This window comes from Pseudoalteromonas sp. S408, from assembly GCF_005886645.1.
Taxonomy (GTDB): Bacteria; Pseudomonadota; Gammaproteobacteria; order Enterobacterales; family Alteromonadaceae; genus Pseudoalteromonas.
In genome coordinates, this window is sequence record NZ_PNDY01000009.1 from 49,938 (window position 1) to 68,513 (window position 18,576).

Sequence of the window (18,576 nt, forward strand, 5' to 3'; positions counted from 1 at the left end):
GCTGACCTATGTGTATTGTTATTGCTGGGTATTAACAGCAGGTTCGCTAACGACCTCTACAGGCTGTGGTGTATCATTTAATAAATACTTATCTAGCCACTGCTCTTGCTCCCACAATACATGTAACAAGCTTTTACGTGCGCGGTAGCCATGAGCTTCGTAAGGCAGCATAACTAAACGGGCATCTTTTCCTAAGCCTTTAAGCGCGGCATACATGCGCTCACTTTGCATTGGGAAAGTGCCCGAATTAGGGTCCTCTTTACCGTGTATCATTAGCATGGGTTCGTTTATTTTTTCAGCGTGAAAAAACGGCGACATATTAGCGTATACACTTTGTGCTTGCCAAAAATCACGTTCTTCGCCCTGAAAACCAAACGGCGTTAACGTTCTGTTGTACGCACCACTGCGAGCAATACCTGTTTTAAATAAATCACTATGCGCTAATAAGTTAGCAACCATAAATGCACCATATGAATGCCCTGCTATGGCTATTTTGTCTTTATCAGCAATCCCTTTATTAACTAACACATCTACCGCAGCTTGCGCGCTTGCTACAAGTTGTGTTCTAAAGTTATCGTTTGGCTCGCTGCCATCAATACCAACAATGGGCATTTTAGGGTCGTCAAACACGGCAATACCTTTGGCAAGGTACGGCATTGGGCCCCAGTAACCAATATACGTAAACTCGTAAGGCGACTCGCGAACTTGCGACGCTACGGCTTTGTCTTTGTATTCAAGTGGGTAAGCCCACATAAGCACAGGCAAAGTTCCTTGTGTTTTGTCGTACCCTGGTGGTAAATATAACGTGCCAGAAAGCTCAACACCGTCGTCGCGCGTGTAACGCACTTGTTCTTTTGTTACCCCTTTAAAAGCAGGGTATGGGTGTTCAAATTGCGTTAGTTGGGTTAGCGAATCGTTATCTAAATCACGAATGAAAAAGTTAGGCTGCTCAGTTTTAGACTCACGAATAGTAATAAAGCGCTCGCCTTCCTCATCAAGTAGAGCTCGTACGCGCTCGTAATAAGGCGCTTCTGATTGCCATAAACGCTTGCTGCTATTCGTTTTTACATCGTACCTGTCTAAAAACGGAATATTACCTTGCTCTGATGCGCCATTGCCGCGCAGATAAATATAACGCCCACCAACGACTTTAATTACATTAGCGCCTAAATCGTTACGCTCGTAAATAGCATTACCTGGATCTTTATAAGCATCGTTATAACTACGCTCTGAAAACAGCACTCGGTTGCTATCGGCATTACGTGGTTGAATAACATACGTACGTAATTGACGGTCGCTAAAGCGCCAATCGCTTAGCATAGCAATGTCGTTGTTAGCCCACTCCATACCCGCATAACGACGTTCTACTTTTGCAAATAACTTTGGCTCGCGTTTAAATGGCGCACGTAAGCTGTAAATGTAATCGTGGTGCGGTACATCAGTTTTCATGTCGCCGCCATCTTGCGCTTCAGCCCAAATAACTTCAGCCCCCTGATCTGCTCGCCATTCAAAATTACGTCTTCCTGTACGAACGCTGTCGTAGCCTTGTGGAATGTTATCGGCAAGTGATTGCTTAGCAAGCTCTGCTAATGCAAAACCGCGCATACCCCATATTTGCCATGTTGTTGCAAAACGGCTGTAAGGGACTTGATACGAAAACGGTTCGTTAATTCCCGCCACTAAAATATTGGTTGAGTCAGGCGATACCGAAAACGATTTAAATAACGCTGGGCTACCAATAGCTTGGGCCTTGCCATCAAAGGTAATGTAAGCCAACTGACCTTGGCCAAAAAACTTAAATTGTGCTTCGTCGAACGGGCTCGTTAATAAATTTTGATACGTCCGTGCGGGGGCTTTTTCGCCAGTGCTTTGCTGAATAACTGGCACCACATTTTGACTGTTGTTTTCAAGTCGTGGTTTACCCACATTTACAGCTAGGTTTGCAATAATGGCCGTGCTGTCTGGTAACCATTGGTATGGCGATGCCGTTAAAACCGAGTTTAACGCTGCACTTGAAAGCATTTTTGCTTGTTTGCTTTCAACACTATAAAGCCACAAATTTGCTTCGTTTGTTTGTTCAACAATAAACGCTAGGTATTTGCTATTTGAAGACCACTTAGGCGAACGAATAATACCATTAGGTAAGTTATTAATATTAATAACGGTACCACTTTGCACATGCTTAAGTTCTACTGCACTAAAATTTGCGCGAACGCGTGTGCGTGAAAAGTTAGCCGGGTTTAGTTTAATACCCGCAAGTTTTAACTCTTCAATTGCAAGCTCATCAAGCGATACAACACGCCTGCGTTCAAATAACGCAAGCCACTGACCATCACTTGATAAGTAACTTGTGGGCGCCAATTTAGCATCTACCACTGCCGCCAAATCAGGTGATGGAGTTTGGTAGCCCTGCTCTGCATGACTAAATGGCAGTAATACAACACAACAAATAAAGGCAACTAACAGCCTAAAAGCGTTCATGTTTTTATCCTTTTGTTATTTTTTACACAATTATGTGTATATAAACACGTTTTGCTTTGTTCATAAAGCATTAAGGTGGCTTAAACCAATGCAAAAGATGACTTAACAGCCCTGTTTAAGCTACACTAACGCGTTTTTAATTTATCACTGCGGCAAACACAACTATGCGTAATAAAGCTAAATCTGTCACAATATTTGATGTTGCCGACCTTGCTGGTGTTTCCAAGTCAACCGTGTCCTTGGTGCTTACCCAAAGTAAAAAAGTAAGTGATAAAAGCAAACAACAGGTATTAAAAGCAATTGACGAGTTAGGTTATGTTTATAACCGCGATGCAGCCGCTATGCGCTCAAAGCGCTCTAATTTAATAGCTATAGTGATAAACGATTTAACTAATCCTGTTATGGCACAATTGGCCACCGAGCTTGAACAAATATTAAATGGCGAGGGTTTTCAGGCCGTTATTGTTAGCAGTAATAACAATGTTGAGCAGCAAACACGGGCAATTAATAAACTAAAAGAATACAACGCCGCCGGGTTTATAATTTGCCCCGTACCTAATACATGCACACAATGGTTAGACACATTACATACTCAGCATAGCGTTGTTACGTTAATGCAAGAGCTTACATTTAGTAACGCCCCTTGCGTGTTACCCGACTACAAAAAAGCAAGCCACATAGTTAGCATGCACTTGCTTTCTCAAGGGGTTACAAACATTGCGTTTATAGGCAGCAATTTACAATTAAGTAGCTGCTTAACACTTCAAAACGGCTTTAATACCGCATGTGCACAACACAGCATTTTGCCACTAAACGCAATCGAATGTGATGAAAACACCGCACATAGTGCCAAAAACGCTTTTACACAGGCCTATAAAAACAACCCTGCTATTAACGCCATTGTATGTGCAAATGACATTATTGCCCACGGTGTGCTAGCAGCCATAAAAACATTGCCCTTAACAGCTGAACAACGCATTAAAGTAGTGAGCTGCCAACAAATAAAAAATAACACCTTACTTGACGATACATTAACGAGTGTTGCAATCAGCACGCATGACATTGCAAAGCGTTGCCTTTTAGTACTTCAAGAACTACTACAAAATACAGCTCCACCGGTTAAAACACTGGTAAATGTGAACTTACAAATTAAAGAGTCTAGCCAATGAAAAAAGTGCTGGTAATTGGCTACGTATGGCCAGAACCCAATTCGTCTGCTGCGGGTACGCACATGATGTCGTTATTAAATGCATTTAAAGCACAAAACTGGCAAGTAGAGTTTGCCACCCCTGCTCAACGCACAGATCATATGGTAAACCTTGATGACTTTGGCATAACGAGCCAAAGCATTGCCCTTAACTGCGAAAGCTTTGACGAATACGTTAAAGCGTTCAGCCCAGACATAGTCATGTTTGATCGCTTTATGATGGAAGAGCAATTTGGTTGGCGCATAGATAAACACTGTCCCAATGCTATTAAAATTCTCGATACCGAAGATTTACAATGCCTACGTAATGCACGCCACGAAGCGCACAAAGGCGAGCGCGAATTTACCACCAGCGACTTACATTCAGACATAGCAAAGCGCGAAATAGCGGCTATTTTGCGCTGCGACTTAAGCTTAATTATTTCAAGCTTTGAGATGAGCTTACTAAACAGTGTGTTTAAAGTAGAGCCAAGCTTATTACACCACTTACCGTTTATGGTCGATTTAAGCGCATTGCCCAAAACCACAAAAAGCTTTGATGAACGCGCGCACTTTATGACCATAGGTAACTTTAGACACGCCCCAAACTGGGATGCAGTGCTGTACTTACAAAAAATATGGCCATTAATTCGTAAGCAACTGCCAAAAGCCGAGCTACACATTTATGGCTCTTACCCGCCACCAAAAGCCACCGCACTTAATAACCCTAAAACGGGGTTTTTAATAAAAGGTTGGGCCGATAACGCCTATGATGTTATGCAAAGCGCACGTGTTTGTTTAGCGCCTCTTCGTTTTGGTGCAGGTATAAAAGGTAAGTTACTTGAAGCCATGATAATGCAAACTCCCAGCGTTACCACTAACATTGGCGCAGAGGGCATGCACAACGATTTACCATGGCCAGGTAAAGTTGCTAATAATACCGAAGACTTTGCAAATGCAGCCGTTGAGCTTTACAACAGTCAAACCGATTTTAAACACGCTCAACAAGCTGGTAATGCGCTACTAAATAGAGTTTACGACAAAGTAAAATTAAGCGCGGCGCTCATTAATAAAATAGATGTAATAAGCAATGATTTAAGCGCGCATCGCGAAAAAAACTTCACCGGACAAATGCTCAAACATCATACAATGCGCAGCACACAATACATGGCGCAATGGATAGCAGAAAAAAATAAAAAATTAGATTAAAAATGACTAGACACTCACCAATTAGTCTTTAAAATCGCGCCCATTACACATGGGCGTTTTAGCCTATACTCTTAGCTAATTTTTATACCAACTCGCTTAATTAAGTGATCTATTTTGAGGGTGGAAAAACATGTTGATAGCAAGGCAAAAAATTTGTCGTTTAGTTGTTCTAAATGAGAATTTTTTAACGCAAGTAGCGACACGTTTAGCCCCGCAAAATGATTAAGTATTATTGCGGATTGGTTCTACACACTGGCCTAAATAAGATTTGAAAACTGCAACCTTTACAGAAAAACGCAAATTTATCGTTAAATTAGGTAAAATGCTTCACAAGTACGGTACGCCTGCTTACCGCCTAGAAGCTCATCTAATGGAAGTAGCCACATACCTAGACCTTAAATCGTCATTTGTTATGTCGCCTACTTCAGTTACTTTTGTTATTTGGACCGACGGCCATGAAGATGAATACACACATGTGGCACGAGTAGATCCTGGCGATCATGACTTAGGCTCACTTGCCGACACCGACGACCTAGTAAATAAAATGCTCAACGGTGATCTTACACTTCAAGAAGTAGACCAACAGCTCGACATCATTTTTGATGCACCAAACCCATATAATAAACTGACCACAGGCATTGCGTTTGCAACCTCGGGGGGTGCTTTTGCAATGCTTATGGGAACCAGTTGGACCGATGTAATTTGGTCGGCGTTGCTCACCCTTGTAGTGTATTTATTTGTTTTGTGGTCTATGCGCTCTAAACGTGTAGCGCACATGCTTGAGCCTCTTGTTGCTATTGCTTCAGCAATATTGGCATGCGCTGTAAGTGTTTATATTACCCCTGAAGTAAACATACGCTTGGTGGTACTTTCGGCCATTATTGTATTTATACCGGGCCTTGCGCTTGCACTTGGACTGGCTGAGCTTGCAGCGCGGCATTTAGTGTCGGGCACAGCACGCGTTATGGACTCATTTATGCTGCTGTTTAAGCTATATTTTGGTGGTTTTATAGGTATAGGCATTGGCTTTGCACTATTTGGCCAAGCAGACTTTGTTCAACCAGAGCCTTTACCAAGCTGGACGCCTTGGCTTGCTATATTTTTATTATGTAGCAGCTTAATAGTCATATTTAGAACCAAGCTAAAACATGCGGGTTGGTCTATTGCATCAGGTTTTATAGCCTATGGTACCAGTATTGGTTCTGCCATGTACCTTGACTACACGTTGGGTACCTTTGTAGGCGCGTTATCGGTTGGTATTTTTAGTAACTTATTTAACCGTGTTGCTAATGCGCCGGCTTCCATTGTTGCAATGCAAGGCTTAATTGTATTAGTACCAGGTAGCAAAACCTACATTGGCTTAAACTCGCTTATTGAAGGGCAAGACTTTGTATATGCAGAGCACATAGGCCAGCAAACGTTTTTAATATTTATGTCGCTTGTAGCAGGGCTTATATTTGCAAACGTGGCCCTGCCACCTAAAAAAAGTTTATAAAAGACAGCGCGGGGTCATTCCGCGCTACTCATCATTTATTTTATCACCCTCATTTAACGCCCTCTTTTGAGCATTAATCGCATTTTTTAGTTTATTGACCTTAGCTTGTTATACTAATCTGGATTTTAAAAATAAAGGATATAACAATGCTAAAAACTAGCTTAGCGCTGGCAATCGGGCTTTCAAGCTCACTTGCATTTGCGCAATCAGCAATAACAGTTGAAGATATACCAAAAGTAAAATCGGTAATACAAACAAGTGTAAGCCCTGATGGCGAAAGCGTTGCATTTACACGTTCGTTACCACGCACGCTTTACGTTGACGAAAATGGCAGTAATTACAGCGAACTTTATGTTGTAGACGATGAAGGTATTGAACGCCCATTTATTACCGGCTCGGTTAATATAAAAAGCATTCAATGGTCAAACGACAGTAAAACAATATACTTTTTAGCGAAATTAAAAGACGACAAATTTACTTCTCTATACCAGATCCCAGTTGATGGCGGACAAGCACAAGCTGTTATGTCGTTAAAAGGGACTTCTATTTCAAGCTATCAACTAAGCCCTGATAACAAACAGCTTGCGTTATTAGCCATGCCAGCTGCTGACAAATCAGATAAAGAATTAAAAAAACTTGGTTTTAAAGCAGAAGTATACGAACTAGGTTTAAAAAACAAACAACTCTTTATTGTTGATTTAGCTAAAGCTGACAAACCATTGTCGCCAACAGCCATAAACATAGATAGCTACGTAAGTGATGTAAATTGGTCTGCAGACAGTGAAAAACTACTCGTTAAAACCCAACCTACTGCACTTATTGACGATCGCTATACCAAATCAATGTGGCACCTTTATGATATTGCTAACGAAAAAGTAACTTTATCGTTTAAAACACAAGGTAAACTAGGCGACGCAGAGCTATCGCATGATGGTAAGTATGTGGCTATTTTGGGCGCAGAGGATCAGCATGATCCTGCTACTGGACGCTTATTTATTGCCGACACTGAAACCGCAAAAATCACTGAGTGGTTGCCTAACTTTATGGGCCACGTAGTTGATTTTGAATGGTCGCATAAGCGCAGCACACTCAACTTTATTGCCAATGTAGGTACACAAAGCTTTGTTGCCAGTATTAAAGCAGGCTCTAATAAGTACAAAAAGCTAATTGATGAAGGCCAATTCATTGCAACGCAGCTTAGTGTTTCTCATTCAGATAAAACATTAGCTCTTCGTGGTAACAGCGCTAAACATCCTAACGAAGTGTTTATTGTGCGTAGTAAAAAAGCAAAGCGTTTAACCGATTCTAACAACTGGTTAAACGATAAGCGTTTTGCAAAACAAGAAACCATCAAGCTTAAAGCGCGTGATGGTGTTGAGTTAGACGGCGTACTTGTCTATCCGCTCGATTACAAAAAAGGCACACGCTACCCACTTATTATGTCAGTACATGGCGGCCCAGAAAGTCACGACAAAGATGGGTGGATCACCAATTACTCTCGCCCAGGTCAAATGGGTGCAGCACGCGGTTACGCGGTGTTTTATCCGAACTATCGCGGCTCTACAGGTAAAGGCGTTGATTACTCAAAACTAGGGCAAAACGACTATGCGGGTAAAGAGTTTGACGACTTGGTGGACTTTAAAAACCATTTAGTAGAAATGGGTTTAGTTGACAGTAAACGCGTTGGTATTACGGGTGGCTCATACGGCGGTTACGCCTCTGCTTGGGGTGCAACAAAACTAACTGAGCATTTTGCAGCAAGCGTTATGTTTGTGGGTGTAACTAATCAGCTATCTAAGTTTGGTACTACTGACATCTCTAACGAAATGCACTTGGTACATGCCCGTTCATACCCATGGGATAAATGGCAATGGTACTTAGAGCGCAGCCCTATTTTTTGGGCTGGCCAATCTGAAACACCATTACTTATTATGCACGGTAAAGACGACCCGCGTGTTCATCCAGCACAGTCAATGGAGCTATACCGCTACATGAAAGTACAAGGTAAAGATGTTCGCCTTGTTTATTACCCAGGTGAAGGCCATGGTAACCGTAAAGTGGCAGCACAATATGACTACAGTCTACGTTTAATGCGTTGGATGGATAACTATTTAATAGAAGGTAAAAAAGACATGCCTGATTACGAAATAGACCATGCAGCAAAGCTTAAAGCTGTAAAAGATGCCAATAAATAATTTGTGGTAAGTTAAAATAGTGAGGCCAGCATTATTGTTGGCCTTTTTTTATTATTTGTATAACCAATATCACCCACCAAGCTCATGCTGTGGTAAAATCTAAATCAATTCTTCGTCTCAATCTCATAATTCGACTGCTATGCCAAACAGCCCTTGTTTTACTCCATTTGCTCAACCTGTTTCTACTATTTCGTTACCGGAACAGTTTACTTACCCATTTTTTTACGAGCCACACCCACTGACTATTGCAGCAAGCGAACAATTGCAACAGCAGCTCGAAACACTGCCACATTTAAAAGCTGAAAACGCGGGTAAAATGTTTGGCGTATTAGTGGTTAAAAATGAGCAAAACGAACTTGGTTTTTTAGCAGCCTACTCAGGGCAAGTTGATGCAGACAAAGCCAGCATTGACTTTGTTCCCCCTATTTCAAGTATGCAATTGAACGATGAAAACTACTTAGCCAAAAGTAAAATAATAAATGACATAAACGCGCAAATAAACGAGCTTGAACACAGTGAGCAGCTAAAAAGCATAAGCCAGTTATTAGCAACAGCCAACGAAGGCTTTGAAAAAGAACTGCAAGCGCAGCATGCTTTAATGCAAAAAAGTAGAAAAAAGCGGAAAAAACAACGCAGCGACGCTGAAAAAAAATCGAGTAAGACTAAAATTCAGCAACTCAAAAAAAAGCTGGCAACTCAAAGTATTGAAGAAAAAAAACAGCTTCAGGCATTAAAGCAAAAATGGCAAACACAGCTAGTCACGCTTGAACAAGCGCATAGCAAAATAGACGATGAGCTTGAGCATTTAAAAAAACGCCGTAAAACACTCTCTAAAAGCTTACAAAAAATGCTATTTGCCCAGTATCAATTTCTTAATATTGAGGGCGAAACAGAAGACCTTAATGCTATCTTTGCTAAATTACCTGAGCACACGCCAGCATCGGGAGCAGGTGACTGCGCAGCGCCTAAGTTACTTCAGCATGCGTTTAAACATAAATTAACGCCTATTGCCATGGGTGAATTTTGGTGGGGAGCGCCGCCAAAATCAGCGGTTAGGCAACATAAAAACTACTACCCTTCTTGCTTTAGTAAATGCCAACCTATTTTGGGCCACATGTTAAAAGGTTTAAACGTAGAACCGAGCCCGCTTCTCAATAACCCGGCACAAGGTAAAGAGCTTGCTGTTGTTTATCAAGATGATGATTTGGTAATAGTGAATAAACCGGCAGAGTTTTTATCGGTACCCGGCATTACCATAGACGATTCTGTATTTTTGCGTATGAAAACACAATTTCCAGAGGCTACAGGCCCACTTATTGTGCACCGATTGGATATGTCTACTTCCGGGCTATTAATTATTGCCCTAAATAAACGGGCACATAAAGCCATTCAAAAACAATTTATTGAGCGCACAATAGAAAAACGCTACGTTGCTTTAGTCGACGGCAACATAGAGCAAGAAAGCGGGACTATAGAGTTACCCCTTACACCAGACTTTGATGATAAACCGCGCCAAAAAGTGTGTTACCAAAAAGGTAAGCCTTCACTAACAACATGGCAAGTGCTTGAGCGAAAAAACAACACAACACGCTTGCAGCTATATCCTAAAACAGGCCGCACACATCAATTGCGAGTGCACTGTGCACATGTTTTGGGTTTAAATACCCCTATTGTTGGTGATACACACTATGGTAAAAAAGCAGACCGATTACATCTGCACGCTGAGTACTTGGCGTTCACACACCCGATTACTCATGAACGATTAGAGTTTAAAGTTGCCGCTGATTTTTAATAATTAAGCATTAAATTATGCGTTTAATACCGTGCTAATACTAAGATTATGGACGTAGATATTTTTTAAAATAACTTTTATGATAATGTGATTACATGATTAACGCCGTGAAAACATCTATTTATATTTTATTAGCTACACATTTTGGGTGTAATTTTACGCACACAGTTTAAATAACTGAGCGTTGTCGTAGTATTAAGTAACGTATACTAAATTGGTAAGGGACTAACATGATGATAAATATACAAACGCAAATGAGCTACCTCAGGGCAGTGATTAAGCCGGTTGTCGTTATCTTTTTTTTACTTGCCACTTTTCAAAGTACTGCTAACTCTGCAAATACGTCCTCCATTGAGTTAAGCCAAAAAGCCGTAAGCGTACTTATTAAAAATGTAAGAACCGATAAGCTTGATTACCTGCAAAACAAAAAACAAATTACTCAAGCGTATGAACTGAGTAAATTAAAGTATAGTAACTCACTACATTTAGAATCCGCTGCCATTTATGCCGAGCTTCTTTTTAGACAAGAAAAGTATGATGAGCTAAATGCCCACCTTAATGAGTATTTAGCAAATCAACAACTGCCTAAACAGCCCGACATTTTACTGCTATTTTTAGAGTCACAACTAAAATTACTGAGCTTGAAAAAAAAGCTCAAACAAGCAAGCGATGTTATTAAAAAATTAGAAACGCGTTATGCGCAATCTACACCCGCCGAAAAAATTATCATATTAAAAGCCTTCGCGTTTTATTATACAGAAACAGATGACCTAAAAAAAACCTTAAGTGTTGCACTTGACGGATTAGAGCTAGCAATTCAAAAAAATGATATTGCATCGCAAGGTTACTTCTATAGAAAAATAGCCGACGCTTATAATTACTTAGACGAAAAAGAAAAAGGCATTATTTACGCTAAAAAAGCACTCGTTGCTTACCAGCAAACACAAGATGGCTTATATACAGCAAAAGCCTATTGGAGTTTAGGTAACGTATTGCTTGAAATAAACAAGCTACAAGAAGCACTTATTTATTTTGATAAAGCACTCGCCTATTTTGAATCTGTTGATATGCAAAAAGGACTTTCTTTTGCACAGTATTCAATTGCTAACATTTTGTATAAACAAGAAAACTACGAAGACGCTTTAACCCTAGCAAATAAAAACCTTAAAGTTGCCCGTGCAGCTGAAATAGGCGATATGAAACTAGCAACAATGATCTTAATGTTAGATATCTATTCAAAACAAGGCTTACCTGAAAAAGCCGATAAAATGAATGATCAAGTATTTTCGATGTTAGACGACTTTAGTCGCAGCATTTACAAAGCTGAATTTCTTCAAAAGCGATATCAATTAAAACGAAACCTAAACAAAACAGACGATGCATTTGATGCTATGGAGCAAATGCTTACATTTATGAAAAAGCATTACGAAGCCACCAGCGAAACAAACATTAAAACACTGCAAATAAAATTTGAAGTGAAAGAAAAAGAAGAAAAAATACTTCAATTAGAATACGACAAAAACATAAATGAGCTACTTGCTAAAGAAGAATATCAACAAAAAATTATTTGGCGTTTAAGCGCAACAATTGCATTTATTTTAGTTCTTGTGTCGTTATTACTCATTTATAAACAGGTACTTCAGCGTAAAAAATACTACAGTATGGCGCTAACAGACTATTTAACTAAAAGTTTTAATCGACGCGGTATAATGAAAAAAGCCGCTAATACACTTAAACAAAGCAACGCAACTATTGCTATTGTTGATTTAGATTTATTTAAACATATCAACGATACCTATGGCCATGATGTAGGGGATGCAGTACTTGTTACCTTTGCGCGTGCAGCACAAAGTGTACTCGACGATGATGACCAATTTGGCCGCTATGGTGGTGAAGAATGGTTATTTGTTTTAAACACAGTAGATAAAAAAAGTGTTGAAGCAACATTCGATTCTATTGCTAATGCGCTAACTAATTATTGTAGTGAAATAGAAGGCTTAAAAAACACAGAAACCATTACTTTTAGCGCAGGCGCAGCAATTAGTGCCTCTTCTAATCGCTCACTTGAAAAACTCATCATCCATGCCGATGAGCTTCTTTATAAAGCCAAACAAAATGGCCGCAATCAAGTTAATGTAGAGCAGCCCTAGACGCATTAGGGTTTAGCAAATTTTAGCACGTTTGGTAAGTGAGAAATTATTTCACCCTCTTGTCTGTAAAAAATACATAGATAAAACAGCCTAACAAACACACCAAATATAAAACCAAGTAATTTCATAAAGTTACACTATGGCACTACGTTTGCTTCAATCGTTACAAGCAACGTAATTAATTAGGAAGATTTATGAATATTTTTGAAGCACTACGTAATGACCATGATAAACAACGCGAATTAGTTGATGCGCTTATTCAAACAAAAGGCGATACACAAAAACGCCACAGCTTAATGGATGAGCTAAAAACGCAGCTAGAAGAACATGCCAAATTTGAAGAACGTTACTTTTATAATCCATTAATTTGTGAAGACTTAACACAAGAAAAAGCCCGTCATAGCGTTGCCGAACACCACGAAATAGACGAATTAATTGAACAACTTGAAGACACCGAAATGAGCTCGTCGGCATGGTTGGTCGAGGCTAAAAAATTACACCATTTAGTGCATCATCATTTAGATGAAGAAGAACATGAGGTATTTCAGCTAGCGGGTAAAGCGCTGTCTGAAGGCCAAAAAGAGCGCCTAGGCGATAAATACAACGACGCAATGCACTAACCATTGCAGGTAACAAATTCATACACCTCCCTGTGTAATTTTGGTTATAAGCTAATTGGCTTATAACCATTTTTTTGTATAAGCGCTCTACTTTACTGTGAATTTAGAGTCTTGATCTCGTAATAAATACAGCGCAAAACACGCTGCCCACATTGGCCACGCTGCAAAAAATAATAAGTTATTAAATCCATCTATGTATTGGTTATACGATGACAACGTAGACAAACCATGCATTATAAAAACCACACCGTAAGTAATTCGTTTTTTGATCCCTGCTAAAAATGCCAACATTAAAATAAGCTGAAGCGCGCCCAATACATAAGCAACAACGTCAGTAGAGCCATTAATCCCATAAAAGTGTTCGAATATACGTGCACTGTGACCCGGATTCACAAACTTATCGAGAGTCCACATTATCATTACTATAAAAACACCTAAACGAAGCGACAAAAGTGACCACTGTAAACGGCTTTGAACATCGCTACTTAAAGAACCTGTCATAAAATTTCCTTTAAAAATATATAAATAAACCAAGAATTGAACAAGACCGTATAAGCTATGATTAATTTCAGACTATTAAGATTTAATACGAATTGGTAATCAACAATAGTTAACGTTTAAAGACTATAATAAGCATAATTTGCAGACATCCATTCTAAAAATTAAAAAAGTTAAACTTTGATTGAAAGATATTTTTATTCCTTTCGGTCTTTATCGCCAGTAACTAATTACACTAGAGAGACAACGCTTGAAACACGCATACTTAGCACTATCCTTAGCCACTATATTAAACACTCCCCTTGTAGCCTTTGCAGCTGACAAAACGCAAGCACAAGATTCGATTGAGCATATTGAAGTGGCAGGCCAAGTTATAAAGTCTCAAGGACTTTCTGTTAAAAATGAAACAATTGACGGCCCTTTTGGCGATAATTTAGCATTGCAAGACATAGCACGCTCAGTAACACCTATTTCAAGCGAGTTAATAGAGCAACTAAACATTACTACTTTACAAGACGTATTAGCAGTAAGCCCAAACACCTATTCTGCAAGTGGATTTGGTGCGCCAAGTTTGCCTACAATTCGCGGCCAATTAGGTGAGCTTTTTCAAGATGGAACACGTCGTCAAGCAGGAAACAACGGTTTTGGTGTTCCTTTATCGTTCAACTCTATAGAACAGATAGATGTTGTTAAAGGCGCTCCACCTGTTTTATTCGGTTCGAGTCAGCGTAATGGTGGGTTTGTTAATTTACACTCTAAACAAGCGTCGACTGACGAAAGTAAGGGTAAAGCGAGCTTATCAGCAGGCCGTTGGGATCAATACAGTGCGCAAATTGACTTTACAGCCCCAATAATCAAAGACAAAGTAGGCTTTAGAGTAAGCTATGAGCACCTTGATCATGGTAGCTACTATGATTATTCGGGCACTAAAAGCGACAGCTTATTTGCTGCATTACGAATATTACCAGATGACAAAAGTAGCTGGGATATTAACTTTGAACTATACCAAGTTGAATTTACCGACAACGCCGGTATTAACCGCCCTACTCAAGCACTTATCGATCATGGCCTTTATATTACCGGCCAAGGCGTACAAGCAAATGGCAGTACAGTACCAGCTGCGGGTTCAATTGTGTCGCCTACTGGGCTAGTAAACATTGATCGCAGCACCGTACTTACCGACCCTGATAACCAAAACGAAGCTACAACCTATTTAATTCACAGTATTTACAAACGCGAGCTAAGCGCAAATGCTTCTATTAAAAACATTAGTTACTTTCAACATTTACAACGTGAAGAAATAGCACAAAATAGCTTTGTTGAAATTATTGACGGTGCCGACACTGCGCAAAATCGCACTGAGCTTACCTACCAATGGAATAGCGACCAGCAAACAATTTTTGCTTTCGACGTTCGCTACAACAAAGTACTTGGCTACAGCCAATTTACCACCGAGGCCGATTTACCAATTGATTTAACTGGTCCACTTTCAAACCGCCGCATTCCCTTAACCGATGCACAAAAAGCACGTTTAGTTGAGCTTCGCCCTGGTGTGTTCGTATCACCTGGTGCGCAGTACGATATAAATAACGATGGCAGCGGCGACTTTAACCTATCAGACACTACTGACTCACGTTCATGGCAAACAGGATTTGCAATTCAACAAGACTCAGATTGGACTGATAAATTTCATACCAGTGTAGGTTACCGTGTTGATTATTACGATGTAGAAGCGCGCGACCCAATTGCACCACAAGGCCAAACTGCAGCCAGCGATAGCATTAACGACACGCTACAATCAGGCCAAGTGAGTTTTAATTACAAACTAAATGTTGATTTCACCGGCTACGGTGCTGCCAGTTATAACGAAGCCACATCAAATAGTATGGCTGGGGGTAATGTACTGGGTGGCGGCAACGTTATTAGCGCACAAAACTTTGCAACCGAAAACACGCTTGTAGAGTTTGGTTTAAAATATGCACCAACCAACAGCGATTGGTATGCTGATGGCGCGCTATTTAGCCAACGACGCAGCCTACGTAACCGTGATGGCAGTAATACAGGTATTCGTACCACCGGCTTTGAAAGCCAAGTATTTTATGATGCTTACCCTTACTGGTTAAGCGCAGGTTACAGCTATATTGATGCGCAATACGATAATTCTGCAAGTAGTCAAGATTCAGCACAAGTGGCCGATGCCTTTGACAACTCACGCCCAGACATTATTGCAGGTACCGGTGTTGGCGCACCTAGCTTTACACCATTTGCACCGTCGAACAGCCAAGTACAAGGTATTCCTGAGCAGTCATTCAGTTTTAATGGAAATTATTCAATTAATTCGAAATGGCAAACTGGCTTTTCGGGTCTATATACAAAGAGTTACCCATTAGATCTTTTACAAACAGTTAAAATTCGTGATCAATACACGCTAAACATTAATACTAGCTATGCATTTACGCCTAGCACCAAGTTGCGTTTAGATGTGAATAACATCACAAACCAAAAAAACTGGCGCCCTGTATTTGAAGGCGGTTACTTTGGCGCAACCTTGGCATTCCCTGAATTGCCAATAAATGCCAAGCTAACGCTGACCCATAAATTTTAAGATTTATGAATACTTAGCTTTTCTAGGTTAAATTTGCATCAACCTGCTTAAATACCTAGCAGGGCAAAGCCTATGTGATGTTATTATCTCACATAGGCTTTAAAGTAAAATGAGTGCTAAACAGGCGCAGCCCAAAGGGTTTACCTAGGGCAATACGAAAGGTCAATAGGCCCTAATTAAGAGAGAGAACATGATAAAAAAATTATTTTTGATAGTGATTGCAGCCGCTGCTATTGGCGCGTTCTTTCATTTTAATTTACACCAGTTACTAACACTTGATGGCTTAAAAGGGTCAATGGACCAATTTGACCAGTACAAGGCGCAGTCGCCGCTACTTGTTATTGGCGGCTTCTTTTTACTTTATGTGGTAGTGACAGCTCTCTCTTTACCGGGTGCGGCTATTTTAACGTTGGCAGCAGGTGCGCTATTTGGATTAGTTGAGGGTTTATTGGTTGCGTCATTTGCATCTACAATTGGGGCAACACTTGCCTTTTTAGTGTCGCGTTATTTATTACGCGACTCTATAAAACAACGTTTTCCTGAGCGTTTAGCGGCTATTGATGCGGGCGTTGAAAAAGAAGGTGGCTTTTACCTATTTACACTTCGTTTGGTGCCAGTATTCCCGTTCTTTTTAATTAATTTACTAATGGGTGTTACTGCTATTAAATCGTGGACCTTCTACTGGGTAAGCCAGGTAGGTATGTTGGCGGGTACGTTTGTATTTGTAAATGCCGGTACTCAGCTTGCGCAAATTGAGAGCTTGTCTGGTATTTTATCCCTCGATCTTATCCTTTCATTTGCCCTGTTAGGTGTATTCCCATTAATAGCGAAGAGTATTCTAAACGTATTTAAAAAACGTCGTGTATACAAAAATTACACTAAGCCTAAAAAGTTCGATCGAAACATGATTGTTATTGGCGCGGGAGCTGGCGGCTTAGTGACAAGCTACATTGCAGCGGCAGTTAAAGCCAAAGTAACCCTAATTGAAGCCGGCGAAATGGGTGGAGACTGTTTAAACTATGGCTGCGTGCCAAGTAAGGCCATAATTAAAAGTGCAAAAGTGGCAGAACAAATTCGTCATGGCGAGCATTACGGGCTTGAAAACACCACACCGCAGTTTTCGTTTAAAAAAGTAATGGCACGTGTACACCAAGTAATTGCCGACATCGCACCTCACGACAGCGTTGAGCGCTACACAAACCTAGGCGTAGATGTTGTAAAAGGCTACGGTAAATTATTAGACCCATGGACGGTAGAAATTAAGCTTAACGATGGCGGCACACAAACACTCACTGCCCGTACTATTGTTATTGCCACTGGCGCACGCCCATTTGTACCGCCATTACCGGGTATTGAAGAAACAGGCTATGTAACAAGTGACACCTTATGGACTAAATTTGCTGAGCTTGAAGAAGCCCCTAAAAAGCTTGTTGTACTTGGCGGTGGTCCAATTGGGTGCGAACTTGCACAAAGCTTTGCCCGCTTAGGTTCAAGCGTTACGCAAATTGAAATGGCTGAACGTATTATGATCAAAGAAGACCTAGAAGTGTCTACCTTTGCTCACGAAGCGCTAACGCAAAGCGGCGTAAACATTTTAACCTCGCATCAGGCACTACGCTGTGAAGCGCGCGATGGCAAAAAGTTCATTGTGGTAAAACATAACGATACCGAAATCGATATTGAATACGATGAGCTACTATGTGCTGTGGGCCGAAGCGCTCGTCTTAAAGGTTACGGCCTTGAAGAACTTGGTATAGAAACTAATCGTACTGTAGTAACTAACGAATACCTTGAAACGCTTTACCCTAATATTTTTGCCGCTGGCGATATAGTAGGACCGTATCAGTTTACGCACGTAGCCGCTCATCAGGGGTGGTACGCAGCAGTAAATGGCTTATTTGGTAATCTTAAAAAGTTTAAAGTAGATTACCGTGTTATTCCTTGGACCACATTTATTGACCCTGAAGTAGCAAGAGTGGGCATAAATGAGCAAGAAGCGATTGAAAAAGGCATAGACTATGAAATCACTCGCTTTGAATTTGAAGAGCTAGACCGTGCCATTACCGACAGCGCCACCAAAGGCTTTATTAAAGTAATTACACCAAAAGGCAAAGACAAAATCCTTGGTGTTACTGTGGTATCTGAGCACGCTGGCGATTTAATAGCTGAGTTTGTACTGGCAATGAAACACGGTTTAGGCCTTAACAAAATACTAGGCACTATTCACAGCTACCCTACGTGGGCTGAAGGTAACAAGTACGCAGCCGGCGAGTGGAAACGCGCTCACGCACCTGAGAAAGTACTTAACATGCTTGAAAAATACCACACATGGCGCAGAGGCTAAA

The 18,576-nt window shown here is 40.6% G+C and carries 11 protein-coding genes; 9 read left to right on the forward strand and 2 right to left on the reverse strand.

Translation table 11 applies throughout. The features are described 5' to 3' along the window. Window positions 1–18: 18 nt before the first annotated feature. Window positions 19–2,481, reverse strand: coding sequence for an alpha/beta hydrolase family protein (locus tag CWB62_RS08880; RefSeq protein WP_138529840.1), 2,463 nt, complete (start codon window positions 2,479–2,481; stop codon window positions 19–21). A 164-nt stretch (window positions 2,482–2,645) separates the two neighbouring features. Between CWB62_RS08880 and CWB62_RS08885 the strand changes: the two genes are divergently transcribed. From CWB62_RS08885 to CWB62_RS08915, 7 genes are all read left to right on the forward strand, one after another. Next, a complete protein-coding gene (locus tag CWB62_RS08885; protein WP_138529838.1) occupies window positions 2,646–3,650 on the forward strand; it encodes a LacI family DNA-binding transcriptional regulator in 1,005 nt (334 codons plus the stop codon). After that, a complete protein-coding gene (locus CWB62_RS08890) occupies window positions 3,647–4,876 on the forward strand; it encodes a glycosyltransferase (protein ID WP_138529836.1) in 1,230 nt (409 codons plus the stop codon). The genes CWB62_RS08885 and CWB62_RS08890 overlap by 4 nt, the downstream gene beginning before the upstream one ends. Before the next feature lie 268 nt (window positions 4,877–5,144). After that, window positions 5,145–6,371, forward strand: coding sequence for a threonine/serine exporter family protein (locus CWB62_RS08895; protein ID WP_138529834.1), 1,227 nt, complete (start codon window positions 5,145–5,147; stop codon window positions 6,369–6,371). A 146-nt stretch (window positions 6,372–6,517) separates the two neighbouring features. Beyond that, window positions 6,518–8,566, forward strand: a complete 2,049-nt coding sequence (locus CWB62_RS08900) for a S9 family peptidase (RefSeq protein WP_138529832.1) — start codon at window positions 6,518–6,520, stop codon at window positions 8,564–8,566. A gap of 139 nt (window positions 8,567–8,705) precedes the next feature. Next, a complete protein-coding gene (locus tag CWB62_RS08905) occupies window positions 8,706–10,358 on the forward strand; it encodes an RluA family pseudouridine synthase (RefSeq protein ID WP_138529830.1) in 1,653 nt (550 codons plus the stop codon). A 230-nt stretch (window positions 10,359–10,588) separates the two neighbouring features. Further along, a complete protein-coding gene (locus CWB62_RS08910; protein WP_058403168.1) occupies window positions 10,589–12,508 on the forward strand; it encodes a tetratricopeptide repeat-containing diguanylate cyclase in 1,920 nt (639 codons plus the stop codon). Window positions 12,509–12,702: 194 nt separating this feature from the next. After that, a complete protein-coding gene (locus CWB62_RS08915; protein WP_058403167.1) occupies window positions 12,703–13,128 on the forward strand; it encodes a hemerythrin domain-containing protein in 426 nt (141 codons plus the stop codon). A gap of 87 nt (window positions 13,129–13,215) precedes the next feature. Here CWB62_RS08915 and CWB62_RS08920 read toward each other — a convergent pair whose 3' ends face one another. Beyond that, window positions 13,216–13,629: a hypothetical protein gene (locus tag CWB62_RS08920; protein ID WP_058403166.1), complete on the reverse strand. Its 414-nt coding sequence runs from the start codon at window positions 13,627–13,629 to the stop codon at window positions 13,216–13,218. A 247-nt stretch (window positions 13,630–13,876) separates the two neighbouring features. Between CWB62_RS08920 and CWB62_RS08925 the strand changes: the two genes are divergently transcribed. Both CWB62_RS08925 and CWB62_RS08930 read left to right on the forward strand, forming a co-directional pair. Beyond that, the gene (locus CWB62_RS08925) at window positions 13,877–16,231 is read left to right on the forward strand and encodes a TonB-dependent receptor (RefSeq protein ID WP_138529828.1); all 2,355 of its coding nucleotides are present in this window, start codon (window positions 13,877–13,879) and stop codon (window positions 16,229–16,231) included. A gap of 190 nt (window positions 16,232–16,421) precedes the next feature. After that, window positions 16,422–18,575: a dihydrolipoyl dehydrogenase family protein gene (locus CWB62_RS08930; RefSeq protein WP_058403164.1), complete on the forward strand. Its 2,154-nt coding sequence runs from the start codon at window positions 16,422–16,424 to the stop codon at window positions 18,573–18,575. Window position 18,576 lies beyond the last annotated feature (1 nt).